At 66.7% G+C, this 25815-nt stretch carries 33 protein-coding genes and 1 pseudogene; 9 read left to right on the top strand and 25 right to left on the bottom strand.

The features are described 5' to 3' along the window. From nusB to hemA, 11 genes are all read right to left on the bottom strand, one after another. The gene (gene nusB / locus ACW18A_RS07105) at positions 1 to 531 is read right to left on the bottom strand and encodes a transcription antitermination factor NusB (protein ID WP_492024082.1); all 531 of its coding nucleotides are present in this window, start codon (positions 529 to 531) and stop codon (positions 1 to 3) included. Continuing rightward, on the bottom strand, positions 528 to 989 hold the full coding sequence (ribH, locus tag ACW18A_RS07100; protein WP_492024358.1) for a 6,7-dimethyl-8-ribityllumazine synthase: 462 nt from the start codon (positions 987 to 989) through the stop codon (positions 528 to 530). The genes nusB and ribH overlap by 4 nt, the downstream gene beginning before the upstream one ends. Further along, a complete protein-coding gene (gene ribB / locus ACW18A_RS07095; protein ID WP_492024081.1) occupies positions 986 to 2131 on the bottom strand; it encodes a 3,4-dihydroxy-2-butanone-4-phosphate synthase in 1146 nt (381 codons plus the stop codon). The genes ribH and ribB overlap by 4 nt, the downstream gene beginning before the upstream one ends. Beyond that, positions 2131 to 2721, bottom strand: coding sequence for a riboflavin synthase (locus tag ACW18A_RS07090; protein WP_492024080.1), 591 nt, complete (start codon positions 2719 to 2721; stop codon positions 2131 to 2133). Before ACW18A_RS07090 ends, ribB begins: the two co-directional genes overlap by 1 nt. 57 nt (positions 2722 to 2778) lie before the next feature. Continuing rightward, positions 2779 to 3414, bottom strand: a complete 636-nt coding sequence (locus tag ACW18A_RS07085; RefSeq protein WP_492024079.1) for a RibD family protein — start codon at positions 3412 to 3414, stop codon at positions 2779 to 2781. Continuing rightward, a complete protein-coding gene (nrdR, locus tag ACW18A_RS07080) occupies positions 3414 to 3890 on the bottom strand; it encodes a transcriptional regulator NrdR (RefSeq protein WP_492024078.1) in 477 nt (158 codons plus the stop codon). Before nrdR ends, ACW18A_RS07085 begins: the two co-directional genes overlap by 1 nt. 9 nt (positions 3891 to 3899) lie before the next feature. Continuing rightward, on the bottom strand, positions 3900 to 5186 hold the full coding sequence (gene glyA / locus ACW18A_RS07075) for a serine hydroxymethyltransferase (RefSeq protein ID WP_492024077.1): 1287 nt from the start codon (positions 5184 to 5186) through the stop codon (positions 3900 to 3902). A gap of 110 nt (positions 5187 to 5296) precedes the next feature. Then, positions 5297 to 5713 (bottom strand): DUF6326 family protein, encoded by a 417-nt coding sequence (locus ACW18A_RS07070; RefSeq protein WP_492024076.1) that lies wholly within the window; start codon positions 5711 to 5713, stop codon positions 5297 to 5299. A 70-nt stretch (positions 5714 to 5783) separates the two neighbouring features. Beyond that, on the bottom strand, positions 5784 to 5978 hold the full coding sequence (locus ACW18A_RS07065; RefSeq protein WP_492024075.1) for a DUF6898 family protein: 195 nt from the start codon (positions 5976 to 5978) through the stop codon (positions 5784 to 5786). After that, positions 5975 to 6331, bottom strand: coding sequence for a hypothetical protein (locus tag ACW18A_RS07060; protein ID WP_492024074.1), 357 nt, complete (start codon positions 6329 to 6331; stop codon positions 5975 to 5977). Before ACW18A_RS07060 ends, ACW18A_RS07065 begins: the two co-directional genes overlap by 4 nt. Before the next feature lie 40 nt (positions 6332 to 6371). After that, a complete protein-coding gene (hemA, locus tag ACW18A_RS07055) occupies positions 6372 to 7598 on the bottom strand; it encodes a 5-aminolevulinate synthase (RefSeq protein WP_492024073.1) in 1227 nt (408 codons plus the stop codon). Positions 7599 to 7862: 264 nt separating this feature from the next. Here hemA and ACW18A_RS07050 point away from each other — a divergent pair, with 264 nt between their 5' ends. After that, positions 7863 to 8954 (top strand): agmatine deiminase family protein, encoded by a 1092-nt coding sequence (locus ACW18A_RS07050; protein ID WP_492024072.1) that lies wholly within the window; start codon positions 7863 to 7865, stop codon positions 8952 to 8954. A 3-nt stretch (positions 8955 to 8957) separates the two neighbouring features. On the opposite strand, the gene mmsB is transcribed toward ACW18A_RS07050, so the two are convergent. Then, positions 8958 to 9860 (bottom strand): 3-hydroxyisobutyrate dehydrogenase, encoded by a 903-nt coding sequence (gene mmsB, locus ACW18A_RS07045; protein WP_492024071.1) that lies wholly within the window; start codon positions 9858 to 9860, stop codon positions 8958 to 8960. 43 nt (positions 9861 to 9903) lie between these two features. After that, a complete protein-coding gene (locus ACW18A_RS07040) occupies positions 9904 to 10659 on the bottom strand; it encodes a class I SAM-dependent methyltransferase (RefSeq protein ID WP_492024070.1) in 756 nt (251 codons plus the stop codon). A gap of 128 nt (positions 10660 to 10787) precedes the next feature. On the opposite strand from ACW18A_RS07040, the gene ACW18A_RS07035 reads away from it, so the two are divergent. Further along, on the top strand, positions 10788 to 11096 hold the full coding sequence (locus ACW18A_RS07035; RefSeq protein ID WP_492024069.1) for an EthD family reductase: 309 nt from the start codon (positions 10788 to 10790) through the stop codon (positions 11094 to 11096). Here ACW18A_RS07035 and ACW18A_RS07030 read toward each other — a convergent pair. From ACW18A_RS07030 to ACW18A_RS07010, 5 genes are all read right to left on the bottom strand, one after another. Further along, positions 11093 to 11899: a class I SAM-dependent methyltransferase gene (locus tag ACW18A_RS07030; protein ID WP_492024068.1), complete on the bottom strand. Its 807-nt coding sequence runs from the start codon at positions 11897 to 11899 to the stop codon at positions 11093 to 11095. The genes ACW18A_RS07035 and ACW18A_RS07030 overlap by 4 nt on opposite strands. A 30-nt stretch (positions 11900 to 11929) precedes the next feature. Continuing rightward, positions 11930 to 12973, bottom strand: coding sequence for an enoyl-CoA hydratase/isomerase family protein (locus tag ACW18A_RS07025; protein ID WP_492024067.1), 1044 nt, complete (start codon positions 12971 to 12973; stop codon positions 11930 to 11932). A gap of 9 nt (positions 12974 to 12982) precedes the next feature. Further along, entirely contained in the window at positions 12983 to 13396 is a 414-nt protein-coding gene (locus ACW18A_RS07020) for a type II toxin-antitoxin system VapC family toxin (RefSeq protein ID WP_492024066.1), read from the bottom strand. Further along, the gene (locus ACW18A_RS07015) at positions 13377 to 13655 is read right to left on the bottom strand and encodes a type II toxin-antitoxin system Phd/YefM family antitoxin (protein ID WP_492024065.1); all 279 of its coding nucleotides are present in this window, start codon (positions 13653 to 13655) and stop codon (positions 13377 to 13379) included. Before ACW18A_RS07015 ends, ACW18A_RS07020 begins: the two co-directional genes overlap by 20 nt. Before the next feature lie 81 nt (positions 13656 to 13736). After that, positions 13737 to 14876 (bottom strand): acyl-CoA dehydrogenase family protein, encoded by a 1140-nt coding sequence (locus ACW18A_RS07010; protein ID WP_492024064.1) that lies wholly within the window; start codon positions 14874 to 14876, stop codon positions 13737 to 13739. A 263-nt stretch (positions 14877 to 15139) separates the two neighbouring features. On the opposite strand from ACW18A_RS07010, the gene hemB reads away from it, so the two are divergent. Next, on the top strand, positions 15140 to 16141 hold the full coding sequence (hemB, locus tag ACW18A_RS07005) for a porphobilinogen synthase (RefSeq protein ID WP_492024063.1): 1002 nt from the start codon (positions 15140 to 15142) through the stop codon (positions 16139 to 16141). Then, positions 16138 to 16746, top strand: coding sequence for a peptidylprolyl isomerase (locus ACW18A_RS07000; protein ID WP_492024062.1), 609 nt, complete (start codon positions 16138 to 16140; stop codon positions 16744 to 16746). The genes hemB and ACW18A_RS07000 overlap by 4 nt, the downstream gene beginning before the upstream one ends. On the opposite strand, the gene ACW18A_RS06995 is transcribed toward ACW18A_RS07000, so the two are convergent. Then, the gene (locus tag ACW18A_RS06995) at positions 16743 to 17693 is read right to left on the bottom strand and encodes an alpha/beta hydrolase family protein (protein ID WP_492024061.1); all 951 of its coding nucleotides are present in this window, start codon (positions 17691 to 17693) and stop codon (positions 16743 to 16745) included. The genes ACW18A_RS07000 and ACW18A_RS06995 overlap by 4 nt on opposite strands. A 134-nt stretch (positions 17694 to 17827) precedes the next feature. Between ACW18A_RS06995 and ACW18A_RS06990 the strand changes: the two genes are divergently transcribed. Continuing rightward, positions 17828 to 18610, top strand: a complete 783-nt coding sequence (locus ACW18A_RS06990) for a LytTR family DNA-binding domain-containing protein (protein WP_492024060.1) — start codon at positions 17828 to 17830, stop codon at positions 18608 to 18610. Continuing rightward, positions 18589 to 18744, top strand: coding sequence for a hypothetical protein (locus ACW18A_RS06985; protein WP_492024422.1), 156 nt, complete (start codon positions 18589 to 18591; stop codon positions 18742 to 18744). The genes ACW18A_RS06990 and ACW18A_RS06985 overlap by 22 nt, the downstream gene beginning before the upstream one ends. Here ACW18A_RS06985 and ACW18A_RS06980 read toward each other — a convergent pair. The 4 genes from ACW18A_RS06980 to ACW18A_RS06965 all read right to left on the bottom strand — a co-directional run bounded on the left by ACW18A_RS06980 (position 18741) and on the right by ACW18A_RS06965 (position 22338). Then, positions 18741 to 19817: an alpha/beta fold hydrolase gene (locus ACW18A_RS06980; RefSeq protein ID WP_492024059.1), complete on the bottom strand. Its 1077-nt coding sequence runs from the start codon at positions 19815 to 19817 to the stop codon at positions 18741 to 18743. The genes ACW18A_RS06985 and ACW18A_RS06980 overlap by 4 nt on opposite strands. 300 nt (positions 19818 to 20117) lie before the next feature. Then, positions 20118 to 20972 (bottom strand): NAD(P)-dependent oxidoreductase, encoded by an 855-nt coding sequence (locus tag ACW18A_RS06975; protein ID WP_492024058.1) that lies wholly within the window; start codon positions 20970 to 20972, stop codon positions 20118 to 20120. Beyond that, entirely contained in the window at positions 20969 to 21478 is a 510-nt protein-coding gene (locus ACW18A_RS06970) for a flavin reductase family protein (RefSeq protein WP_492024057.1), read from the bottom strand. Before ACW18A_RS06970 ends, ACW18A_RS06975 begins: the two co-directional genes overlap by 4 nt. Positions 21479 to 21519: 41 nt before the next feature. Continuing rightward, positions 21520 to 22338, bottom strand: a complete 819-nt coding sequence (locus tag ACW18A_RS06965) for an NAD(P)H-hydrate dehydratase (protein ID WP_492024056.1) — start codon at positions 22336 to 22338, stop codon at positions 21520 to 21522. Positions 22339 to 22456: 118 nt separating this feature from the next. On the opposite strand from ACW18A_RS06965, the gene ACW18A_RS06960 reads away from it, so the two are divergent. The 3 genes from ACW18A_RS06960 (at position 22457) to ACW18A_RS06950 (ending at position 24961) form a co-directional block, all read left to right on the top strand. After that, positions 22457 to 22795: a P-II family nitrogen regulator gene (locus ACW18A_RS06960; RefSeq protein WP_492024055.1), complete on the top strand. Its 339-nt coding sequence runs from the start codon at positions 22457 to 22459 to the stop codon at positions 22793 to 22795. Between the two features lie 55 nt (positions 22796 to 22850). Beyond that, positions 22851 to 24260, top strand: coding sequence for a type I glutamate--ammonia ligase (gene glnA, locus ACW18A_RS06955; RefSeq protein WP_492024054.1), 1410 nt, complete (start codon positions 22851 to 22853; stop codon positions 24258 to 24260). Positions 24261 to 24334: 74 nt separating this feature from the next. Further along, a complete protein-coding gene (locus tag ACW18A_RS06950) occupies positions 24335 to 24961 on the top strand; it encodes a glutathione S-transferase family protein (RefSeq protein WP_492024053.1) in 627 nt (208 codons plus the stop codon). Here the strand turns inward: ACW18A_RS06950 and ACW18A_RS06945 are convergent. Then, positions 24958 to 25107: pseudogene (locus ACW18A_RS06945) on the bottom strand (twin-arginine translocase subunit TatC); the annotation flags it as partial. The gene ACW18A_RS06950 and the pseudogene ACW18A_RS06945 sit on opposite strands and share 4 nt — an antisense overlap. Positions 25108 to 25176: 69 nt before the next feature. Beyond that, on the bottom strand, positions 25177 to 25668 hold the full coding sequence (locus ACW18A_RS06940) for a hypothetical protein (protein ID WP_492024052.1): 492 nt from the start codon (positions 25666 to 25668) through the stop codon (positions 25177 to 25179). Positions 25669 to 25815: the final 147 nt, after the last annotated feature.

The raw sequence follows: 25815 nt of genomic DNA, 5'->3' as shown, positions 1-25815 counted from the left end.
CTATGCCTTCGGGCGCACGTCGCGGGCCACGCCGTCGAGGGCGGCGTTGACGAATTTCGCTTCGGCCTCGTCGAAGAAGGCCTTGGCCAGCTCGACATACTCGTTGATCACGATTTCCGTGGGCACGTCGATCTTGTGCATCAGCTCCCAGGCCCCGCAACGCAGCAGGGCCCGCAGGGTCGCATCCAGACGTTCCATGCGCCAGTTGGCCGCCAGACGGGCCTTCACGGCCGTGTCGATGTCCTTCTGGTCGCTGATCACGCCGCGCACGACGTCGGCGAAATAGGCCTCATCAGCCTCCGCCAGGGGTTCACCCTCGATGTCGCTGTCGAAGCGGTGGTTAGAGAACTCGGTGATGACCGTCTCGACCCCCTCCCCGGCCAGTTCCATCTGATACAGGGCCTGGACGGCGGCCAGGCGCGCCACAGTGCGCGCGCGGCGCTGGCGGCTGGTCAGTTGCGGTTCGGCCTGGGCGCGTTCGTTCTCGGCCAGCTGGGCGAGGACGGCCTGGATGGAGTGGGGTTCGGTCATTCCCCGAGCCCTACGCGCAGACGCTTCTTCAGCGCAATGAGGTCCATACAGGCGCGGGCCGCACCGCCGCCCTTGTCACCCTCGGACAGACGGGCCCGGGCCCAGGCCTGGTCCTCGTCCTCCACGGTCAGGATGCCATTGCCGATGATGGCACCCCGGACGCCCAGCAACATGATCCCGGCGGCCGACTGATCCGACACGATCTCGAAATGATAGGTCTCGCCCCGGATCACGCAGCCCAGCGCGACATAGCCGTCGTAGCGCGGCGCGGTCGGGAATTTTCCGGCCTCCTCGGCCAGGGCGATGGTCGGCGGGATCTCGAGAGCGCCCGGCACGGTGACGACGTCAAACGACACACCCTGCGAACGCAGCGCATCCTTCGCACCTTCCAGAAGCGCGTCGGCCAGTTCGTCATAGAAGCGCGCCTCGACGATGAGAACGCGGGGGGGATCCTTCAGGATTGGTCTTCTCCGTCCATGTCACGCCAGCCGACGATGCGCAGGCCATAGCCTTCGATGGCGGCGGGTTCGGGGCGCGTCGAGCTCATGACGATCATGTCCTTGACCCCCAGATCCAGCAGGATCTGCGCGCCCACACCGTAGTTTCTGAGCGACCGATCGAGCGCCGCCGGCCTGTCGACGCCCGCCAGCCGCTCGGCCAGTCCCTGCAGGGTCGGATCGCGCAGGAAGACGACGACGCCCGGGCCGTCATGAGCGGTGATCGTCTTCAGGGCGTCGGGAATATAGCTCTGACGCTGCTCGACATGACCCAGCAGGTCGGCGGCGAAGTCCACCTGATGCATCCGCACCAGGGTCGGCTTGTCCGGCTCGATCCGGCCGTGGACCAGGGCGACGTGCTCGGCGCCCTCGATGGTGTTCCTGTACAGCATCAGGCGGAACGGGCCTCCGTGCACGCTCTCGAACGGCTGGTCCATGATCCGCTCGACGAACCGCTCGGTGCGGCGTCGATAGGCGATCAGGTCGGCGATGGTGCCGATCTTGAGCCCGTGCAGCTGGGCGAAGCCGATCAGGTCCGGCAGACGGGCCATCTCGCCGTCGTCCTTGATGATCTCGCAGATCACGCCGGACGGGTTCAACCCGGCCATACGGCTGATGTCGACGGCAGCTTCGGTATGGCCAGCACGGACCAGCACGCCGCCGTCGCGCGCCACAAGCGGGAAGATGTGGCCGGGCGAGACGAGGTCATCCATGCCCTTCGACGGGTCGGTCGCGACCTGGATCGTCCGCGCCCGGTCAGCAGCGGAGATGCCGGTCGTCACGCCGTCCTTCGCCTCGATCGAGACGGTGAAGGCGGTCTTCATGCTCTCGCGGTTGTCGGCGGCCATCGGCGGCAGGCGCAGCTGGCTGGCGCGGTCTGCGGTCAGGGCCAGGCAGACGAGCCCACGGGCCTGACGGATCATGAAGTTGATCTGGTCCGGGGTCGCAAACTGCGCCGGAATGATGATGTCGCCCTCGTTCTCCCGGTCCTCGGCGTCCACGAGGATGTAGGGACGGCCGTTGCGGGCGTCCTCGAGGATATCCTCGATCGGGCTGATCGGACTGTCGAACATGTCGCGGGCCAGGACGATGGTGTTGGTCATCACGCTGTCTCCTGCCACCGCGCGAGGTAACGCGCCAGCATGTCGATCTCCAGATTGACCGCGCTCCCGACCTTGAGGGTGCCGAGTGTCGTCGCCTCCCAGGTGTGTGGAATGATGTTCAGCCCGAAGCGGCGGCCGTCCACCCTGTTCACCGTCAGGGAGACCCCGTCGACAGTGATCGAGCCCTTGGCGGCAATGAACCGGTGCAGCGGCGCCGGCGCCTCGATGACGATCCGGTGCGATCCACCCTCGGGCGTGATCTCCACGACCGTGCCAAGTCCGTCGACATGACCCGAGACAATATGGCCGCCCAGTTCGTCGCCGACCCTCGTCGCCCGCTCCAGATTGACCGGCGTTCCGGCAGCCCAGTCGCCCAGCGTCGTCCTGTCCAGGGTCTCGCCCGAAACCTCGACGGCGAACCAGACGTCGCCCTTCTCCACCACGGTCAGGCAACACCCGGCGTGGCTGATGGACGCCCCCAGGTCGATGCCCGGGACGTCCCAGGTCGTCTCGACCTCATAACGACGGTCCCGCGCCGTCTGGACAACCGAGCGGACCCGGCCGATGTCGGTGATGATTCCGGTGAACATGTCAGCCCGCCGTCCCGCAAAGTGGACGCCGGTTTTCGGATAAGACGGCGGGAAACATCAAAGTACTTTCTCGTAGCGTTCCCACAGGTCGTCACCCATGGGCTCCGCCGCAAGGCGCCGGTATTTCGGCGCATGCGCAAGACGGGCCAGAGCCAGGGCCGCGACGCCGGGACGGCCGTCTCCGCCCAGCAGGATCGGGGCCCGGAACCATTCGATGGCGTCGACCACGCCCGCCGTCACGAAACAGGCCGCCACCCGCCCGCCGCCCTCGATCATCAGGGATTTCACGCCGCGCCCGGACAGGATTTCCAGCACGGCGTCGACGGTTGGGCGGCCATGGGAATCGCCCTTCACCTTCAGGACCTCCGCCTCACCGACCGGGCTCGGCTCCCGGGTCGTCAGGATCAGCGTGCCGGACCTGGCCAGTCGCGCGAAAGACGGCGTTCTCAGCCGGCTGTCCAGCACGACCCGCAACGGATCCTTGCCCGTCTCGCCCTCTGGCAGCCGCACCGTCAGGCGCGGATCGTCCGCCAGCACGGTCTCGACCCCAACCAGCACGGCGTCGTTGGCGGCACGCAGCCGATGGCCCTGCTCGCGCGCCTGTGAGCCCGTGATCCACTGGCTCTCGCCTGTCGACGTGCCGATCCGCCCGTCCAGCGACGTGGCGACCTTCCAGGTGATGCGCGGTCTCATCAGCTTCTCGATGATCCCTGATCGTCGTCCAGGCCCTCGTCGCCGAGGAACCGGGCGAAATCACCGGTCGCCCGGAAGTCCTTGTAGACGGAGGCGTAGCGGACATAGGCGACCTCATCGACGCCCTTCAGCGCCTTCATGATGAAGTCGCCGACGACGCTGGACGGGATCTCCGTCTCGCCCAGACTCTCCAGCTGACGCACGATGCGGCTGACCAGCTGTTCGACCTGCTCGGGTTGGATCGGGCGTTTGCGCAGTGCGATGGCCAGCGACCGTTCCAGCTTGTCGCGGTCGAAGGGCGTGCGCCGCCCGTTGCGCTTGAGGATCACCAGCTCGCGCAACTGGACCCGCTCGAAGGTCGTGAAGCGCCCGTTGCAGTTGGGACAGGACCGGCGACGACGGATCGCAGCACCGTCGTCCGACGGGCGGCTGTCCTTCACCTGGCTGTCCGCGTTGCCGCAGAAGGGGCACTTCATTTCAGCGCCTTATCCGTAGATCGGGAAGCGGGCGGTCAGGGCCCGCACCTGGCCGGCGACCTCGGCGATCACGGCCGGATCGGCCTCGTCGCCTCCGTTCATCGACGAAACGACGTCGGCGATCCAGTGACCGATCTGCCTGAACTCTTCCTCGCGGAACCCGCGCGTCGTACCGGCCGGCGTGCCCAGGCGAACGCCCGAGGTGACCGTGAACGGCGCTGTGTCGAACGGCACGCCGTTCTTGTTGCAGGTCATCAGGGCGTGTTCGAGCTGCAGCTCGGTCGCCTTGCCGGTCACGCTCTTGGGCCGCAGATCGACCAGAACGATGTGGCTGTCGGTGCCGCCGGAAACGACCGCCAGGCCGCGCTCGATCAGAACACCGGCCAACGCCTGCGCATTGGCCACGACCTGTCTCGCGTAGAGCTTGAACTCGGGCTTCAGCGCCTCGCCGAAGGCCACGGCCTTGGCCGCGATGACATGCTCCAGCGGCCCGCCCTGCAGACCCGGGAAGACGGCCGAGTTGAACTTCTTGCCGAGCTCGATGTCGTTGCTGAGGATCATGCCACCACGCGGACCGCGCAGGGTCTTGTGGGTCGTCGTCGTCACCACGTGGGCATGCGGCACCGGGTTCGGATAGGCGCCGCCGGCGACCAGCCCCGCATAGTGGGCCATGTCGACCATCAGCCAGGCACCCACGCTGTCGGCGATCTCGCGGAACCGGGCGAAGTCGATGTGGCGGCTGTAGGCGCTGGCACCGGCCACGATCAGCCTGGGCTTTTCCTTCTGGGCCATCTCGGCGACGTGGTCGTAGTCGATCAGGTGGTCGCTCTCGCGGACCTTGTAGGTCACTGGCCGGAACCATTTGCCCGACTGGTTGGCCGGGGAACCGTGCGTCAGGTGGCCGCCGGCCGCCAGATCCATCCCCAGGAAGGTGTCGCCGGGCTGAAGCAGGGCGAAGAACACCGCCTGGTTGGCCTGTGCGCCCGAGTGGGGCTGAACGTTGGCGAAGGCCGCACCGAACAGTTGCTTGGCCCGCTCGCGCGCCAGATCCTCGGTCACATCGACGAACTCGCAGCCGCCGTAGTAGCGCCGGCCCGGATAGCCCTCGGCATATTTGTTGGTCAGCACCGACCCTTGGGCCTCCAGCACCGCCCTGGAGACGATGTTCTCGGACGCGATCAGCTCGATCTGTTCCTGCTGACGATGCAGTTCGTTCTGGATCGCGCCGGACACGTCCGGATCGGCCGCGGCCAGACCCTTGGAGAAATAGGCGTCGTGAATGAAGGGAGCGGTCACGGGCAGGTCCGGGCTGACGGGAAGGGAGGCCGCCTGTCTAGTCCTCGCGCCGGTTGACCACAACATCTTGTGTCAGAAGCCGACCAAAGGCTGCAGCCGCGTGGCCCGGATCAGTGCTCCCGAGACCAGCGGAGAGCATAGACCACAATGGTCAGGGTCACCAGAATCTCAAGCGCCACCACCATCAGATAGAAGGGTTTGGACCCGCCGATGACAGTCAACACCTGGATGGCGGTATAGACCACGCCCAGCACCACATTTGTCCATCTGCTGATTGCACGCGGAAGGGCCGAAGACAGGAAGATCATCAGTGCCGGTATGGCCAGCATCGCCGACACGGCGACCATCACCGCATCGTTGGCCTGACCAAGGGGACCCAGTTTTCCGGCCGCCATATCCTCGATCGTACCCGGCATATAGAGGCTGAAATAGTCGTTGTAGATGTAGAGACCCATCAGGGTCGCCCAGAGCAGCGACAGGGCGAGCCCCGTCTGAAGCCGGACAGGCTTTGAATCCAGATCGGTCACGCCGCCCCTCCATTTCCCAAGACGCGCGCAGCTTCGCTCTTGATCCCGCTGACCGCAACTTACGGATCTTTTATACGCCCGTCGCACGTCCCCGTCGGACGGCTGCGCCCAGCTTGGCGATGGCGAGACGCTCGACCGCCCTGGGTTCCGCCGCGGGGCCTACAGCCGCCGCCTCCAACCCCGTGGCGACATGGACGGCCGTGACCTTGAGATAGGTCCCGTTGCGGATCGCCTCGATGATGACCTCGCCCAGGTCGTCGGTCAAAGGCGCTTCAGGCCCTGGAGCATCTCGACGGTATCGAGTTCGCCGTCCCAGAAACCGATCAGAACGGCCTCGTTCAGCCCGATCCAGTGCTGGACCTGCCGCAGGCTTGTCGCGTCGAGCTGACCCTCGATCAGGGTGGGCGTCGGTCGAATCCCGACGACGGCCATATCCTCGATGTCGATCTTGTCGCCAGGGGTCCGGCTCACCTTTACCCGGGCATCGTGTCGAGCGTGGCCCTTGTGGCTGACCCACACAGTCATCGGCAAACCGGTGTGCTTCGGGCGCAGGTTCGACATGAGAAAGAAGTCTTCCTCCTCGACCGGTGCCTCCGGGATCGGCTGGTGGACGTTCATGCCGTCAGCATACCGCGAATCCGCAGCAGCCGGAAATCGCTTACGCTGCGACCGGCATCCGGGCGATGTGGCAGTGGGTCCACAGCCTGTCCATCGCGCTGACCAGGGCGTCCATCATGCCGTCGTCGTGGTTTGGCGAGGGGGTGAAGCGCAGGCGCTCGGTGCCCCTGGGCACGGTCGGATAGTTGATCGGCTGCACATAGACGCCGAACTCTTCCAGCAGCATATCGGAGATAAGCTTGGCATGAACCGGATCCCCGACGAAGACCGGCACGATATGGCTCTCGCTCGGCATCACCGGGATGCCGGCGGCGGCAAAACGGTCCTTCAGCGTCTGCGCGCGCTCCTGATGAGCGACCCGCAACTCCGGATGGGCCTTCAGATGCCTTACCGAGGCCAGGGCACCGGCGGTCAGGGCCGGCGGCAGTGAGGTTGTGAAGATGAAGCCCGAGGCCCACGAACGCACGGCGTCGATGATCATCGCATCGCCGGCGATATATCCGCCCATGACGCCGATGGCCTTGCCCAGGGTGCATTCGACGATGTCGATGCCGTCGAGCACGCCGTCGCGCTCGGCCACGCCCGCACCGGTCGCGCCGTAGAGGCCCACGGCATGGACCTCGTCGAGATAGGTCAGGGCGTTGTATGTCTTCGCCAGGGCGATGGTCCCGGCCAGGTCGGCGATGTCGCCGTCCATCGAATAGACGCTCTCGAAGGCGATCAGCTTGGGCGCATCGGCGGGCGCTGCGGCCAGCAGGTGTTCGAGGTGGGTCAGGTCGTTGTGCAGGAAGACATGCCGCTCGCAGCCGCCGTTCCGGATCCCCGCGATCATCGAGGCATGGTTCAGACTGTCGGAGAAGATGATCAGGCCCGGCAGGATGCGCTGCAGCGTCGTCAGCGTCGCCTCGTTGGCCACATAGCCCGAGGTGAACAGAAGCGACGCTTCCTTCTGGTGCCAGGACGCCAGTTCGGCCTCCAGATCCACCGCCGAACGCGTGGTGCCCGAGATGTTGCGCGTGCCGCCGGCACCAGCGCCCACGGCGTCCAGTTCGGCCTGCATGGCCTCAAGCACGACCGGATGCTGGCCCATGCCGAGATAGTCGTTGGAGCACCAGATGACCACGTCCTGCTCGGACCCGTCTTCACGGCGACGCACGGCCTTCGGGAACTGGCCACGCACCCGCTTCAGGTCGGCGAAGACGCGATAGCGCCCTTCGCCCTTCACCTGGTCGACGGCGGACTGGAATGCGGCGGTGTAGTCGAACAACCCTGATACTCGCGTGGTCTCTCTGGATCGCCCGGTATGTGCGCTCCGGGCCGGCGAAAGTCTATCGCCACCGGCTGCAAAATGGTCGCAACCTTCTAATTGATAACGGTTCTCAGTTTCGTTCGTGCGGTCTTGCGCGCAAAGTCGCCACCCTGAAAAGACTGGTGCCCCGGCCCCGGGGTTCCCTGAAAAAATATGGTTCAGGTCGCCAACGGCGCTCGGTCGAGCGGTTTCACTATGGATTTCACGCCTTCCGGACTCTCGATGATGAATCGCCGTCAGATGATCCGCACCGGACTTGTCACCATGGGCCTGGCCTCCACGGGTTGCTCACCGTCCCCGACCCGGGCCGCCGGTGGCCATCACATGCCGCCGGAGAGCGCGCCGCATCTGCGGACATTGATGCAATGGCCGGTGAGCCTCGATGTCTATGGTCCGCGCGATCTCGCCGCCGTCCAGTCGACCATCGTCGACATCGCCAACGCCATCAGCGATCACGAGCCCGTGGCCCTGATGGCCGCTCCGGATGCACCGGGGCTGGATCCGCGCCGGTTCAGTGGCCAGGTCGAGATCTGGGACATCCCCACCGACGACCTGTGGTGCCGCGACAGCGGTCCGACCTTCGTGAAGGACGCCGCTGGAAACCTGGCCGTCGCCCTTATCCAGTTCAACGGCTGGGGCGACAAGCAACCTCATCGGAACGACGCCCGCATCGCCGCACGGGTGGCCGAGCGCCTCGGACTGCCGCTGATCGACAGCGGCGTGATCGGCGAGCAGGGCGGGCTCGAGCATGACGGGGCCGGAACCATGCTGGCGCACGCCAGCAGCTGGGTGAACGCCAACCGCAACCCCGACCTGACGGCGGATCAGATCGCGGATCGTCTGGGCCGGGCCATCGGCTCCACCAGGATGATCTGGGCGCCCGGCGTCATCGGCGCGGACATCACCGACTACCACATCGACGCCCTCGCCCGCTTCGTCGAGCCCGGCCGGGTGATCATCCAGATCGACAACGAGGTCGACCCTGACGACCCATGGTCGGTCGCGGCCCACGAAACCCTCGACGTACTGAAACAGGCGACCGATGCGCGAGGGCGCAAGCTGGACATCGTGCGCCTGCCCGAGCCGATCGACATCCGGGGTCACGGCGACGATTTCGTCTCGAGCTACGTCAACTACTACGTCTGCAACGGAGCGGTCATCGCACCCGAGTTCGGCGACCGTCGGGTGGATGCGGAAGCGCGCGAGATCCTGGCCTCCCTCTACCCCGGCCGGGACGTCGTGCAACTGAACATCGATGCCCTGGGCGAGTCCGGCGGCGGCATACACTGCGCCACCCAGCAGCAGCCCGCCTAGACCTCACCCCTTCGGCAACTCGTCCAGCTTCCCGCGCAGCATCTGCAGGATGCCCGAGAAATCGCGGCCGCCGAAGCCCAGACGGTCAAACAGCTGGAACAGGGCCTCGGTCTGGGCCCCCAGCGGGGTGCTCGCCCCCGCCTTCGCCGCCGCGTCCTGGGCCAGCTTCAGGTCCTTCAGCATCATCGCCGTGGCGAACCCGCCGTCGTAGTTCCGGTTCGACGGTGCCGTCGGCACCGGACCGGGCCACGGATAGTAGGTGGTCACCGACCAGCTCTGGCCCGACGACTTGGCCGCGATATCGAAGAACTTGACCGGATCCAGCCCCAGCTTCTCGGCCAGGGCGATCGCCTCGCAGGTCCCCAGCATGGTGATGCCCAGGATCATGTTGTTGCAGATCTTGGCCGCCTGCCCCGCCCCGTGGTCGCCGGCGCGGAAGGTCGCCCGGCTCATGGGCTCCAGCGCCGCCTCGATGCGGGCGAAGTCCGCCTCGTCGCAACCGACCATGAAGGCCAGGGTCCCGGCGTCCGCCGCCATCGTCCCGCCCGACACCGGCGCGTCGGCGAAGGCGTAGCCCGCCTCCTGCGCCAGTCCCGCGACCTTGCGCGCCGTATCGACATCGATGGTCGAACAGTCGAGCAGCAGGGCCGAGGACGGCGCCACGCCGATGATCTGTTCCGAATAGACCTTCAGCACATGAGGTCCGGCCGGCAGCATGGTGATGACCACATCCGCGTCGCGCACGGCCTCGGCGACCGAGGCGACCGGCGTGCAGCCCGCGCCTTTCGCCCGGTCCAGCGCCGCCGCCGACAGGTCGAAGGCCGCGACCGCATGGCCGGCTTTCGCCTGGTTGGCGGCCATGCCGCCGCCCATATTGCCGAGGCCGATGAAGGCGATCCTGGTCATGGCTGAGTCTCTCCCGGAAGCGATTTTCCTCCGGGTTAGACCGTCAGGCGGGTTTGCGGAAGCGCAGCATGAACTGACTGGTCTGTCCCCGGATCGAAGGGTCGAAGACGTTGGCCGTCAGCGGGTCTTCAGCGTTCAGCAGGATGCCGCTCTCGCCGTCCAGCACGAAACCCGCCGCCTCGACCTCGCGCTTCACGTCGGCGATGTCGATCCGGTGCAGGGTGTGGGCGACGCCGATGCCTGCGCCCGGCAGCGCCGCGTGGTCGATGATCACATAAAGGCCGCCCGGCTTCAGCGCGGCGAACACCGCCGCATTGACCTTCGCCGCCGTGTCCGCCGGGAAGGGCTGCAGGTGCAGGTCATGATAGTTCTGGGCCGTGAAGATCAGGTCCATCCCGGCCGGGAACTCCGGAGCGCCGATCGGAGAACGGATGGCCGAGACGTTCTCCTTCGCCTCGTCCACCGTGGTCAGGCTCTCGCCGTAGCTGGCCTGGAAGGCGATAAACTCGGCCGGCTGCCAGGCGACGACGCCGCCCTCATCGCCCACAGCGCTGGCGAAGACGCGGGTGAAATAGCCACCGCCGATGATCATGTCGCCGATCGTCTGACCCGGCTCGACCTCGGCGAAGGCGAGGGTTTCGGCGGTCTTGCGCGCTGCGTCCCGGGCCGTATCGGCCTCGGGCCGATCCGGGTCGGCAAGCACGGCGGCATAGGCACCGGCGTCCTGGGGCCCGGGCGCGAAGCCTCCGGTCGACATCAGGACGGCGGCCGAAACGGCCAGGATCAGCGAACGACGCATGGCTCTCTCCCTTGGCGCTCTCGCGGCGCGCCCAGCCTTGTATCGCGTCCGGCGAACGGCGTCAGCGGAAGCCGGATTCCTGTCCTCGAATTCATGATATCGCTGGATCCCAACCCAAGGAGATGTCCGTGGCCCAGCTCATCGTGACCTATGGCAAGCCCGCTGACCCCGCAGCCTTCGATACCCACTATCGTGACGTCCTCATCCCGCTCGCCAGGGCGATCCCGGGTCTGCGACGTTTCGAGGTCACCGAGGGCCCGGTCATGACGCCGGAGGGTCCCTCCGACGTCCATCTGATCGCCACCCTGACGTTCGACAGCCTTGCGGACATCGCCGCCGCCTTCGCCAGCCCCCAGGGTCAGGCAGCCGCCGGGGACGTCGCCGGCTTCGCCACCGGCGGAGCCTCGATGCTGATGTTCGAAACGCGCGAGGTCTAGCCCGGCTTCCGGAAGCGATAGACGAACTGATCGCTTCGGCCCCGGATCGCCTCGTCGAAGACCGACAGGCTGTGGTCGTCCTCCGGGTTGCGAACCGCCCCGGTCTCGCCGTCGAAGATGAAGCCTGCGGCCTCGACCTGGGCGCGCAGGGCCGATCCCTCGATCCGGTGCAGGGTGCCGACGACCGAGGTCCCCGCTCCCGGTGCCGCCTGGTGATCGAGAATGACATAGAGGCCGCCCGGCTTCAGCGCCTTGAACACCGCCGCATTCATCGCCGCCACGTCGACGTTGAACCGGTCGATGACGAAGTCGTGGTATTCCTGGCCCATGAAGACGACGTCCAGCGGCTCGGGGATGGCGAATTCCTCCAGCGCTCCGGTCAGCCGGGTCACGTTCGGATAGTCGGTCGCCAGGGTGTCGCCGAAGGCGTTCTCGCGTGCCGCCGTCTGGTTCGGCACATAGGCGTAGACCCGGCCTTCCGGACCCACGGCGCGGGCGAACAGGCGGCTGAAATAGCCCTCTTCCGGCCGCACGTCGGCGATCCGTTCGCCGCCGTCGATCTGTGCGAAGGCCAGCATCTCGGCCGGCTTCCTCAGCGGATCACGCGCCACCTCGCCGGCCGGCCGCAGGGGATCGGCGATGGCCAGGGCATAGTCGTTGACGACGGCCGAGGGACGGTCCGCCGGATCAACCGGCGTCTCCCCCGACATCATCGGCGCGCACGCGCCCAGGGCCAGGGCGGTTGCGGCGAGCAGGGACATTTTCAGCATGGCGCGATCCTCGAACAGCGGTTCGACGGACATACGCGCGAGAGCGTCACAGGATGCAAGGGATCAGGACAGCGGCGTCCAGTCCTCGTCGGCGGGCAGCGGCGCGAACAGGGCGTCGAGAGCGGCGTCCGACACGTCTTCCAGCGTCGCCGGCGACCATTTCGGCGCATTGTCCTTGTCGACGATGACGGCCCGCACCCCCTCCTGGAAGTCGTGGCTCCGCACCACCCGGCCGCCGAGCCGGTATTCCATCGCCATCACCTCGGCGAAGGTCTGCATCGCCCGCCCGGCCCGCAACTGGCGCAGGGTGACCTTCAACGACTGCGGCGACTTGGTCCTCAGCGTCGTCAGCTGCGCCATCGCCCAGTCCGACCCGTCGGCCTCCAGCCCGGCGAAGATGTCCTCGACCGTGTCGAAGGCGAACAGCCGGTCGATGCCCTCGCGATACGGTGCCAGCGGCGAGGGCCCGGCCTCCGTCGAGTGACCCGCGACAACGTCCGCCCCCCGGGTCAGCAGGTCCGCCTTCAGCGCTTGCACGCCTTCCGAGGCGACGAAATGGGTGTGGATCCCCAGCGCCACCGTGTCGGCCGCCTTCAGCCGCGCGCCCGTTAACGCCAGCCAGGTCCCGGTCTCCCCCGGCAGCCTCGGCAGGAACCAGCCTCCGCCCACGTCGGGGAACAGGCCGATCCCCGTCTCCGGCATCGCATAGGTCGTCCGCTCCGTCGCGATCCGCACGTTGGCCGGCTCCGAAATCCCGACCCCTCCCCCCATGACGATCCCGTCCACGATCACCGTGACCGGCTTCGGGTATTCGAACATCAGATGGTTCAGCCGGTACTCGCTGAGGAAGAAGGCCCTCGCCTCCACCGCATCGGTCGCCCCGCTTTCGGCGATCATCCGGATGTCCCCACCGGCGCAGAAGCCCCGCTCGCCCGCATGGTCGAGCAGCACCGAGGTCACCGCCGGATCGTCCCGCCACGCCAGCAGGGCCGCCGTCATCGCCTCGCACATGCCGAGATTCAGCGCATGCAGCGCCTTCGGCCGGTTCAGGGTGATGACGCCAACGCCGGAGGCGATACGCGTAAGGATTTCAGGTTCAGGAATCATGGTTCCCGCTTAGTCACGAAGATCGAATACGTCCACGCCAGCGGCGCGAGCGGTGTCCAGAAGGCGTGCATCACGCGAAGCCAGCGCTGCGCCTCGCTCCAGACAGAGGAACAGATAGGCCGCGTCAAAAAGGCTCAGCCCTTCCCGGGCCGCGAAGTCCACCAGTCCCAGAACCGACTCGCTATCCCGGGGGGCCGTGACCTGAATATCCAGGGCGTGGAGATCCTGTAGGTAACCCGCAGCGGCCTCCACATTGCGCCTCGCGTTGCGGGCAAGAAGATTGCCGATTTCCCACGCGAAGATGTCCGGGGCAATCAGCCGGCGCGGCTGATCATCCTCAAGAAAACTATCCGCTGCCGACGTTCGCTGCATCGGAAGTAGCCAACTCGCGGCGGCCGATGCATCAATCGTGACGGTCTTCATTTCGCGCGATCCGCTTCAATACATCCCAACTCAGCTGTTCCCAGTCGGAGAGTACAGGTCGGGCGTCACGCCTGGCCAGGATTTCCCGAACAACCTCGGCGCGATCACGTGAACCTGCCTTCGGCGAACGGTCGATGGGTACGATCTTGGCGGCGGCCCGACCATGTCGCGTCAGGACCACTGCTTCTCCCGTGCGTTCAACATCTGCGACCAGTCCCGACAGCCCGGTTTTGGCTTCCAGGATACCCACTTCGCGCATTTCGCACTCCTGACCATTATGGTCAGAATAACAGCCCTTTTCCTGTCGGTCCAGCGGCCGGCTCTCAACCGGCAGGATCCTTCACTGCCGCATCATCTCCCGCGCCGTGATCACCCGCATGATCTCGTTGGTACCTTCCAGGATGCGATGGACCCGCAGGTCGCGCACGATCCGCTCCAGCGGATAGTCCTTCAGATAGCCGTAGCCGCCGTGCAACTGCAGCGCCTCGTCGGCGATCTCGAAACAGGCGTCGGTCGCCATCCGCTTGGCCATGGCGCACCATTTGGTCTTCTCGGGATGGTTGGTGTCCAGCGCCCAGGCCCCGCGCAGCACCATCAGCCGCGCGGCCTCCAGCGCGGTGGCCATGTCGGCCAGCTTGAACTGGGTGTTCTGGAACTCGGCCAGGGCCTTGCCGAACTGTTTGCGTGTCGCGACATAGGCCTGGGTCGTCTCCAGGGCCAGCCGCGCCCCGCCCAGCGAACAGGCCGCGATGTTCAGCCGCCCGCCGTCCAGCCCCATCATCGCATAGCGGAAGCCGTCGCCTTCCTGGCCCAGCAGATTGGCCGCCGACACGCGGCAGTCGTCGAACTGGACGATCGCCGTGGGCTGGGAGTTCCAGCCCATCTTCTTCTCCTGCGCCCCGAAGCTGAGCCCCGGCGCGCCCTTCTCGACCACGAAGGCCGAGATACCTTTCGGCCCCGGCTCGCCGGTCCGCGCCATCACCACATAGACGTCCGACGTGCCCGCCCCCGAGATGAAGGCCTTGGAGCCGTTCAGCACATAGTCGTCGCCGTCCCGCGTCGCGCTGGTCCGCATCCCCGCCGCGTCCGACCCGGACCCGGGCTCGGTCAGGCAGTAGGAGGCGATCAGCTCCATCATCGCCAGCCGCGGTCCATAGCGCGCCCGCAGATCGTCCGACCCGAACCGGTCGATCATCCAGGTCGCCATGTTGTGGATCGAGATGAAGGCCGCCGTCGACACGTCCCCGTGCGCCAGTTCTTCAAAAATCAGGGCCGCCTCGACCCGGCCCAGCGCCATGCCACCGTGCTCCTCGCCGGCATAGATGGCGGCGAACCCGGTCTCGGCCGCGCGGCGCATCACGTCGACCGGGAAATGTTTGGTCTCGTCCCACTCGGCCGAATGCGGCGCCAGCTCCGCATCGGCAAAGGCGCGCGCCGCGTCCTGAATGGCGCGCTGGTCGTCGGTGAGGGCGAAATCCATAGGGTGTCCCGGTTGGTCGTTTTCTTTGGCTTCTAGCGGCGGGCCGACACCGCGTCACCAGAACCCTTTTCTTTTCGTCATCCTCCGGCAAGGCGCGCCTTCGCGCCGCAGACCGGGGGACGCAGCGGCGCGCGAGAGCGCGAACCTGTCGCGCGCACCGCCGCTGTCAACATCCTGCCTGAACAGATCGCCTTCGGCGCCGCTGCGTCCCCCGGTCTCGCTACGCTCGCCGGAGGATGACGAAAGATGTTAGGAGCCGGCCCATGACCCTGCCCTTCGCGCCCGCCGCCTTCCCCATGGCCCGTCCCCGCCGCCTGCGCAGCCAGCCCTGGGTGCGCCGACTGGTGGCCGAGACCACCCTGACGCCGTCCGACCTGATCTGGCCCCTGATCGTCCACGACGGCGCCGAGGACCGTGTCCCCGTCCCCTCGATGCCCGGTGTCTTCCGCCTGTCGCCGAAAGCCGCAGCGGCGGCGGCAATAGAGGCCCGCGATCTCGGCATCCCGATGGTCGCCCTCTTCCCCAATGTCGACGCCGCGACCAAGGACGCGATCGGCACCGGTGCCACCGATCCCGACGGCCTGATCCCCGACTGCATCAAGGCCATCAAGGACGCGGCGCCCGAGATCGGCGTCATGTGCGACGTGGCGCTGGATTGCTACACCGATCACGGCCACGACGGCGTCGTGGAGGACGGCCGCATCGTCAACGACGCCTCGCTGGACCGCCTCGCCGAACAGGCCTTCATCCAGGCCCATGCCGGGGCCGACGTCGTCGCGCCCTCGGACATGATGGACGGCCGCGTCCAGGCCATCCGCGAGGCGCTGGAGGCCAACGGCTTCCACGACACCCTGATCCTGTCCTACGCGGCCAAGTTCGCCTCGGCCTTCTACGGCCCGTACCGCGACGCGGTCGGCTCGGCGAAGATGCTCACGGGAGACAAGAAGACCTATCAGATGGACTACGCCAACTCCGACGAGGCCCTGAAAGAAGTCGCCATGGACATCGCCGAAGGCGCCGACATGGTCATGGTCAAGCCGGGCATGCCCTATCTCGACATCATCCGGCGGGTGTCCGAGACCTTCAGGATCCCGACCTTCGCCTATCAGGTCAGCGGCGAGTATTCCATGATGCAGGCCTCCATCGCCAACGGCTGGCTGGACCAGGACCGCGCCATCCTCGAGACCCTGCACGGCTTCAAACGCGCGGGCTGCGCCGGGGTGCTGTCGTATTTCGCCCCGCAGGCCGCGAGGTTGCTCGGATGATCCGCCGCACCCTTCTCGGCGTCGCAGCAGCAGTCCTGTGGCCCGCCCTCGCCGTCGCGCAGGACGCCGCCCCGCCCCTGCCCCGCGTGCAGATGGAGACCTCCGCCGGTCGCGTCGTCATCGAGGTCGAGACCGTCAAGGCCCCCGTCACGGCCGCCAACTTCCTCAGATATGTCGACGAGCACCGCTTCGACGGGGCCACCTTCTATCGCGCCATGTCGTCCGGCCCCGGGACGGGTCTGGTCCAGGGCGGGGTGAACAACGATCCCGAGCGGGTCTTGCCGCCCATCGCCCACGAGCCGACCACGCAGACGGGCCTCAGCCATATCGACGGCGCCGTCTCGATGGCCCGCTACGCGCCCGGCACGGCGACCGGAGACTTCTTCGTCTCGGTCGGCCCGACCCTGTCCTACGATGCAGGACGTTCGTTCTCGGTCGATCCCGACGGCTTTGCCGTCTTCGGCCGGGTGGTCGGGGGCATGGAGGTCATCCGCGCCATCCTCGCCGCCCCCACGTCTCCTACCGAAGGCGAAGGGTTCATGCGCGGCCAGATGCTGGAGCCGAAGATCGTCATCCTCCAGGCCTGGCGAGAGACGGCACCCTAGGGTTCGCCGAGCGCCTCGCCGAAGAACCGCACAACCTCGGCATTGAAGCTGGCCTTGAACGCGGCGCGGTCGAAGCCGGGTGCCGACGTGCACAACTCCGGCACCGCCGCCCTCATCTCCGGCGCGCAGGCCGTCAGGAAGTCGTAATGGCCGGCGTTCTCGACCCGGTGATAGTCGACTGACCCGCCCAGCCGGTCCCGCACGGGTTCGGCGTGGTAGGGCGAGGGCAGGATCCGGTCGTCAGCGGCCTGCCAAAGCTGGACCGGAACGGTGATCGCGGCCAGGCTCTCATCGGTGAACGACAGGCCGAACGCCGGCGCGGCGATGACGGCCGCCCTGACGCGCGCATCGCGGGTCCCGGGACGCCAGTTGGCCAGGTCCAGCCCTCCGAACATCGCGACCAGTCGGCAGGCGAAGACCTCGGGCTGCGCCGCGCAATGCGTCTGGATCGCTCCGGCGTCCGAAACCCCGCCGATGATCGACGTCACCGTGAACCCGCCCGCCGAGAATCCGAAGGCGCCGATCCGGTCGTCGTCGATCTCCACCGGCCCGACCCAGGTCCCGGTCATGTAATCGATCAGGGCGCTGAGCTGGGGCGCGCGTCCGGTCAGGCGGAGGCCCCGGCTCTGGTCCTGGATGTTATCTCCGGGATGCGTCAGGGCAGCGACCACGAACCCGGCCTCGGTCAGGGCCTCAGCGGTGTCGGAGTGGCCGCGATACCAGCCGCTGTTGCCGTGCGAGATGACCACCAGCGGTCGGGGCGAACCATCGACGGCGCTTGCCGGCAACCAGACGCCGCCCTCGATCAACTCGCCGCCGGGGCCTGCGAACTGGATGATCTGGTCGGGGGCGTCGGACTGGGCGCGCGCCGCGACGGGCATGGTTCCGATCATGACGAAGGCGAACAGGGCGCACAGGAAGCGCGGGAAGGACAGGGACAGTGGCATCAGGATCTCCGGGTTGGATGACCCCTCCTGCCTGCCGCCCGTTCGCTGCCGCCAGCCCGGTTTCGTGAACGGGCGAACGGGTTCGCCGGGCGGCGAAAGGTTCCGCTCGCGGTCTGCTTCGGTATAGTCGCGCCATGAACGATGCGCCGCACCGGTCGATGAATAGGCCGCGCGCCTGGGCGATCGACCTTGTCGCCTGGGCCGTCGTCGGGGCGATCCTCGGCGCGGTCGGGCCGTTCGGAAGCTTTTTCAACGACAGCCTGCCCGTGCGCGTCGCCTACTGGATGACCCTGTGCCTCGTCAGCGGCGTGCTCATCAGCGCGAGCGTGCGCGGGGTCTGGCCTCTCGCCCGACGGCGCGGTGTCGCCGCGTGGGTCTGGGTTCCTGTCCTGGCCGTGGTGATCACGGGTCCGCTCGGCCTGTTCGCCCGCGTCTTCGCCACAGGCCTCTGGCCGGGCATCCGCGACGCGGTGAGTCTGGGTGAGTGGTACGGACAGACCCTCCTGATCGAACTTGTATTCCTGGCAATCTACGTCGCGGCGCATGCCCGAGGTCCGTCGCTTGCATCGCCGGCCGCGACCGCAGGAACGGCCGAGGCGCGCATCCTCGACCGGCTGCCCGCTCGGCTGGGACGAGACCTTGTGTGCCTGCAGATGGAGGACCACTACGTCCGCCTCCATACGCCGCAAGGCTCCGTGCTCGTGCTGACGCCCCTGCGCACCGCCATCACCCAGGTCGGCGGTATCGATGGAATGCAGGTGCATCGCTCATGGTGGGTGGCGCGACAGGCAGTGCAGGGCGTCGTTCAGGACGGGCGGAACCTGCGCCTGAAGCTGGCCACGGGACTGGAGGCCCCTGTCGCCCGCTCCAAGGTGGCCGAACTCAGGGCCGCCGGATGGCCGGTCGGCGAAGCCTGATTCGCGATCAGGAGGTCGTTCGCGCCCTCCTCGCCGGCCCGACCTCCCCGACCGGGGGCGAAGGCGTCATGCGCGGCCAGATGCGGGAGCCGAAGATCGCCATCCTCCAGGCCTGGCGCGAAGTCGGTTCTTAAGGCTCGCTACGGGCCATGAGCGCGACCAGGTCGTCCTTCCAGAACCGCGCCCAGGTGTGGGTTCCGTGACCCTTGCCGTCGGCGCTGTTGGGGATCAGTCGATAGGTCCCGTTCGCCAGCCTCGGCGCGAACTGTTCCGACAGACCCAGCTCCGGCGGGTTGATGAAATCGTCCGCCGAGTTGATCCAGGTCGTCGGTGCCGTCATCCGCTCAAGCTCCGCCGACGGGTCATAGTCCCACGAGGCGTTGACCTGGTACCACAGGTCGTTGGCGTCCAGCGCCGACAGTCGCCGTTCCATCTGGGTCGCCAGATAGCCATCCGCTGTCTCCGGCGTCGCCAGATCCCGCTGCATCGCCATCGGGGCCGACCCTGCCAGCAGCAACAGGTCGACGGCTGTGCGCAGGCCCTGCACCGGCTGGGTCTGATAGTCGCCGCCCGCCCAGACCGGATCGGCCCGGATCGCATCCTTCAGCATGGTCCGCCACAGCCGGTTTCGGCCGACGATGGCGGTCGGCTCGCAGGCCATGGGCATCAGGGCGTCGGCGAAGTCAGGGTGCGTCGTCCCCCAGACAAAGATGTGCATACACCCCATCGAGGTGCCGACGATCAGACGCAGACGGTCAACGTCCAGCCCGTCGACCAGCAGCCGCCGCTGCGCCTCGACCATCTCGGTGTAGCCGTACTCCGGGAACCGGGCCCGCAGGCCGTCGCTCGGCTTGGTCGAGGCGCCGTGTCCCAGACTGTCCGGCATGATGATGTAGTAGCGCGTCACATCCAGTGGCTGGCCCGGTCCGAACAGTTCGCCCGCGAACTGCGGAGACAGGAAGGTCGCGCCGGTCCCGCCCGTGCCGTGCAGCAGCAGGACAGCATTGGTCACCCTGCCGGTCGCGTCGCGCCGGGGCTCGCCCAGCGTCCGGTAGTGGATGCGGGCGTTGGTCAGGGTCTCTCCCCGCGCCATGGGCAGGTCGCCGATGGCTGCATCGCCCTCGGTCGGGCTCCAGGTCTGCGGGGTCCGGGCGTGCGCCTGACCACAGCAGACCAGCAGAAACAGCAGGATCGTCGCGATACGCATGGCCGTCTTCATTCCCCTGTGCCCCGAGTGCGCATTTCGACGCCGAACAAGACGCTGAAATCGCGGGACATTCATGATTTTCGAGGCGCTATCACAGGCGCCCCTCGCGGTCATGGTATGATGATCGCTGGTCTTTGACATCCCGCCGAACCGACGCTGCAGCGCGCCGATCGGACCCGTTGCACGGCGGGTGCAAATCCGTCCGAAGTCATTAGTTGTTCAGAGTCAGATAACTACGCGTCTTTCCTAAGCGATCTGGACTCCTGGACTCCGTTTTTTGTGAGTCCAACCCGACCGGGCTCAGGACTTCAGCCGCGCCTTCAGGCTCGAGGTATCCCAGCGGTTGCCGCCCATGGCCTGAACCTCGGCGTAGAACTGGTCGACCAGGGCCGTCAGCGACAGTCGCGCCCCGTTGGCCCGCGCCTCGTCCAGCACCAGCCCCAGGTCCTTGCGCATCCAGTCGACAGCGAAACCGAACTCGAACTCGCCCTTCGCGGCTGTCTTCCAGCGGTTGTCCATCTGCCAGGACTGGGCCGCACCCTTGGACACGGCGTCGTAGGCGGCGTCGGTGTCCAGACCCGCGACCTGGGCGAAATGGACCGCCTCGGCCAGACCCTGGACCACGCCGGCGATGGCGATCTGGTTGACCATCTTGGTCAGCTGGCCGGAGCCCGGGGGCCCCATGTGCTGGATCGCCTTCGAATAGGCCATGACCGCCGGCCGGGCGGTCTCCAGCGCCGATGCGTCTCCGCCCGCCATGACGCTGAGCTGGCCGTTCTCTGCCCCGGCCTGTCCGCCGGACACCGGCGCGTCGATGAAGGCGACACCCGCCGCACCGCACAGCTCGGCCATCTCCCGCGCCACCCTGGCAGAGGTCGTGGTGTGATCCACGATCACAGCGCCCGGCTTCAGCACCGACAGGGCTTCGCCGACCACCTGACGCACGTCATCGTCGGTGCCGACGCACAGGACGAACAGGTCCGCGCCCTGCGCCGCCTCGACCACAGACGCGGCGAACCGGCCGCCGTTGGCCTCCGCCCAGGCGCGCGCCTTCTCCGGCGATCGGTTGTAGCCGGCGACCTCATGTCCGGCCGCGACCAGATGACGCGCCATCGGCCCGCCCATGACGCCCAGTCCGGCGAAACCGATCCTCACGCCTGGGCTCCCCCCGCGACACCGTAGCGTCCCCGGAAATAGGTCAGGGCCGCAGCATCCGAGGACTCGAAGCCCGTGACCTCGCCGATGATCATCATGTGGTCGCCCATCTGCACCCGGTCGTGGGTCTTGCAGTCGAACCGGGCGGCGGCGGCGCCCAGCCTCGGCGGCGCATCGCCGACCCGCTGGAACTCGTGCGCCTCCATCAGGCCGATGCCCTTGGCGAACCGGCGCGCCAGGGCCTCCGACTGGGCGTCGAGCACATGGATCGAGAACCGCTCCGCCTCACAGAAGGCCTGCCACCGCTCCGACCGCTCATCGAGACACCATAGCACCAGACGCGGCGTCAGCGACACGGAGGTGAAGGAGTTGATGGTGATCCCCAGCGGCCCGAGGCTGCTGTCGGCCGTCACCACGCAGACCCCGGTCGCGAAGGCACCCAGCGCGCGCCGGTAGGCGGTCACGTCGCCGACGGCGACCTCTTCAGGAAGGGATTCAAGGCTCACCGGATGGACCTAGGCGACCCGTGACGCAGAGGCAACCGGCGTCATCGGAGATCGCGCAGCACCGCAGGGATGAGTCCGGGCAAATCCTCGGCGGTCAGACCGGGCCCGAACCGCCCGCCTGCGTCCGCATGCATCCAGACCGCCGCACAGGCCGCGTCGAAGGCGTCCATCTTCTGCGCGATCAGTCCGCCGATCAGGCCGGCCAGAACGTCACCGCTCCCCGCCGTCGCCAGCCAGGGCGAGCCGTTCCGGTTGATCCGCACCCGGCCGCCCGGTGCGGCGAGGACCGTCTCCCGGCCCTTCAGCACGACCTGCGCACCACTGACCCGCGCCGCCTCCAGGGCCGCTGCCTCCCGCCCGTGATTCAGCAGGCCCGGGAACAGCCGTTCAAACTCACCTTCGTGCGGCGTGATCACGTCCCTCGCGTCCAGCAAGCCAAAAAGCTCTTCCGTCCTGCCCTTGAACAGGGTCAGCGCATCGGCGTCGACAACCAGGGCCGCCCCGGTCCCCGCGAGCGCCCTCAGATTCGGCGCCGTCGCCTCGGTCAGCCCCGCCGCCGGCCCGATCACCACGCAATCCAGCGGCCCGGCCAGCTCCGCCAGCGCTTCCGGCGTATCGAAGTCGGCGACCATCACCGCCTCCACCGCCCCCGCGATCACCGGCCCTGCCTCCGGTGGGCACAGGATGCGCACCAGCCCTGCCCCGACCCTCAGACCGGCCCTCGCCGCCAGCCTCGCCGCCCCGGTGTTGAGCATTCCGCCCGACACCACGCCCAGCCGGCCGCGCTGATGCTTGTGGGTATCGGGGCCGGGCCACGGCAGGAGGCTGCGCCACAGGACGGGATCGTTGGTTTCGCTCATGCTTCTTTCAACGCGCTTCCGTGACGAAAATGCAAATCGCCCCTTGCCTTATGTTGCGATGCGATGTCCCTTTGGTTCCCGAGCGTCTGGCCCACCTGATGCCGCCTCGGGGTCGCCCATGAAAAAGATCGAAGCCGTCATCAAGCCGTTCAAGCTCGACGACGTGAAGGAAGCGCTCCAGGACATCGGAGTGCAGGGCATGACTGTGCTGGAGGCCAAGGGATACGGTCGCCAGAAGGGTCACTCCGAACTCTATCGCGGCGCAGAATACGTCATCGACTTCCTGCCCAAGATCAAGATCGAGGTGGTTGTCGCTGACGACCTCTACCCGGCCGTGGTCGAGGCCATCCAGACCGCCGCTCGCACCGGAAAGATCGGTGACGGCAAGATCTTCGTCTCCGAGGTGATCGACGTCATCCGCATCCGCACCGGCGAAACCGGAGCCCAGGCCGTTTGAGCCGAACTCCGCAACAGACTTCCTCCCCAGAAGAAACGAAGAAGGATCATCGACTATGAGCGCCGCCAAGAAAATCCTGCAGGAGATCAAGGACAAGGACGTGAAATACGTCGACGTCCGCTTCACCGACACCAAGGGTCGCCTGCAGCACGTCACCTTCGACATCGACCTGGTCGACGAGGAATTCCTCGAAGAGGGCACGATGTTCGACGGCTCGTCCATCGCCGGCTGGAAGGCGATCAACGAGTCCGACATGCTGCTGATGCCCGACCTGACCACGGCCTATATCGATCCCTTCTACCAGCAGACCACGATGTTCCTGTTCTGCGACGTCATGAACCCGGACACCGGCGAACCCTACAACCGCGACAGCCGCTCGATGGCCAAGAAGGCCCTGGCCTATGTCCAGTCCTCGGGCGTGGGCGACGTGGTCTATTTCGGCCCGGAAGCCGAGTTCTTCATCTTCGACGACGTGCGCTGGAACACCGCTCCGCACAACACCGGCTACAGCTATGACTCGATCGAGCTGCCGGCCAACACGGGCGCGGAATACACCGAGGGCAATATGGGCCACCGCCCGGGACCCAAGGGCGGCTACTTCCCAGTCAACCCGGTCGACTCGGGCCAGGACCTGCGCGGCGAGATGCTGGGCGTCATGCGCGACCTGGGCCTCAACCCGGAGAAGCACCACCACGAGGTCGCCCCGGCGCAGCACGAGCTGGGCCTGAAGTTCTCGGACCTGCTGACCATGGCCGACCGGCTTCAGCTCTATAAGTACGTGATCCACAACGTGGCCGCGGCCTATGGCAAGTCGGCGACCTTCATGGCCAAGCCGATGTTCGCCGACAACGGCTCGGGAATGCACGTCCACATGTCGATCTGGAAGGACGGCAAGCCCCAGTTCGCCGGCGACAAATACGCCGGCCTGTCGCAGCAGTGTCTCTGGTACATCGGCGGCATCATCAAACACGCCAAGGCTATCAACGCCTTCGCCAACTCGACCACCAACTCCTACAAGCGCCTGGTGCCCGGCTACGAAGCCCCGGTGAAACTGGCCTATTCGGCCCGCAACCGTTCGGCCTCGATCCGCATTCCGCACACCTCGAACCCCAAGGCCAAGCGCCTGGAGGCCCGCTTCCCCGATCCGATGGGCAACCCCTATCTGACCTTCGTGGCCCTGCTCATGGCCGGCCTCGACGGGATCGAGAACCAGATCGATCCGGGCGGTCCCGCCGACAAGAACCTGTACGACCTGCCGCCGGAAGAGCGCCACTCGATCCCCGAGGTCTGCGGCTCACTCAAGGAAGCCCTCGAGAACCTCGACAAGGACCGTGCCTTCCTCAAGAAGGGCGGCGTCATGGATGACGACTTCATCGACTCCTACATCGAGTTGAAGATGGAAGAGGTCATGCGCCTGGCCCTGCACCCCCACCCGGTCGAGTTCGACATGTACTACAGCTGCTGATCGGTTCGATCGGCTAACGACACCGGGGCGCCGGACGGGAAACCGTCCGGCGCCTTGCAGTGCCTGGAGACACCATGTCACGACTTCTGGGCCGGAAGACCTCCATCAATGTTCGCAAAGTCCTCTGGACGCTGGCGGCAGTCGGAGAGCCTTTCACACACGAGGCCCACTGGGCGTCGCCCGCGGCACCCACCCGAACGCCTGCCTTCCTGAATCTGAACCCGAATGGGCTGGTGCCCGTCTACCAGGACGAACGCGGTGTTCTGTGGCAGTCCAACACCCTTTGCCGCTACCTTGCGCGCAAGTACGACCGTGACGATCTGCTGCCGACCGATCCAGCCGCCGCCGCAACCGTAGAGATGTGGATGGATTGGCAGGCGACCGAACTTAACAATGCGTGGACCTACGCCTTCATGGCGCTGGTCCGTGGAGCTGACGGCTACGGGGACGGCAACCTGATCGGACACAGCATCGACCGCTGGACCGGGATGATGCAAATTCTCGATGCCCAACTTGCCGCGACCGAACGTTATGCGACGGGGGCCACGTTCACGGTCGCTGACATCGTTCTGGGCCTGTCGGCGCATCGGTACTTCAGCACGCCGCTAGAGCATGCTCCGCTGCCGGCCGTTCGCCTGTGGATGCAAAGATTGACGGACGAGACCCGGTTCGCTGAATTCGCGACGGCCGATACGCCCTAGGCCAGCTCCGCCGACCCGGTTTCCCCGGCGTCCCCGTCCGTCTTGCGGCGCAGTTCGATCAGCCGCACGCACCAGATCGAGATCTCGTAGAGGATGCACAGAGGCACGGTGAGCATCGGCGGGCTGATAGGGTCCGGAGGTGCCAGTCCGTCGGCCTGCCCGTCGGATCGCGCGGGCGGGCTATTGGATTTGCCCAAACCCGCAAGGGTCCGCGGCTAGTTGGGAGCCCTTGCTCGCATCAACGAAAGCAGAAAGGCGATGGCTAGAAGCGCGGTCATCCCGAGATTGATGAGCGCGCCAGCCGCAGGCATTGCCGGTGTGGCCACCACCTCGGCGACCAGGCGCGCCGTATCGACACCCGTGCGGCCAACCTGCTCAGTCATGAGCACCAGAATAGCCGCCGGCAGGCCGGAGCGATACCGGACGACGACGAGCCAGACAAACAGGCACAAGGCCAATAGCGCCATGCCCCACGCGCCCGCCGAGCCAACGATGGTCGCCGCTGCTTCAGGGCTGAACGTGTCGAGCGGCACGCCATCTACCGTCTGCAGGACTACGCTCACACTGACGAAGGGATTGAGGCCACTGAAGTTAAATCCAATCACCGTCTTCATGATCAAGACAGGCAAAAGCAGAAAAACAGCTGCCCACGACCCTTGATAGGCGTTGGTGAGACTCTGCGGAAATAGACGATCCAGCATGTTCATGCGCCTTCAGCAATTCAGCCACTTTTAGTTCCGGGTCCGCCAGCGGCCGGACATTCCGGGTCATGCCGCTCACCGGATCCTGCGGGCAGAAGCGGCGCAGACCAAGGCGGGCCAGTCAGAGTCTCAGGCTGCAAATTGCGACCTCTG

It is taken from the genome of Brevundimonas sp. AVps5 (assembly GCF_058681515.1).
Note: the sequence above shows the minus strand (reverse complement) of the source record. Positions and strands in the feature narration are given on the sequence as shown.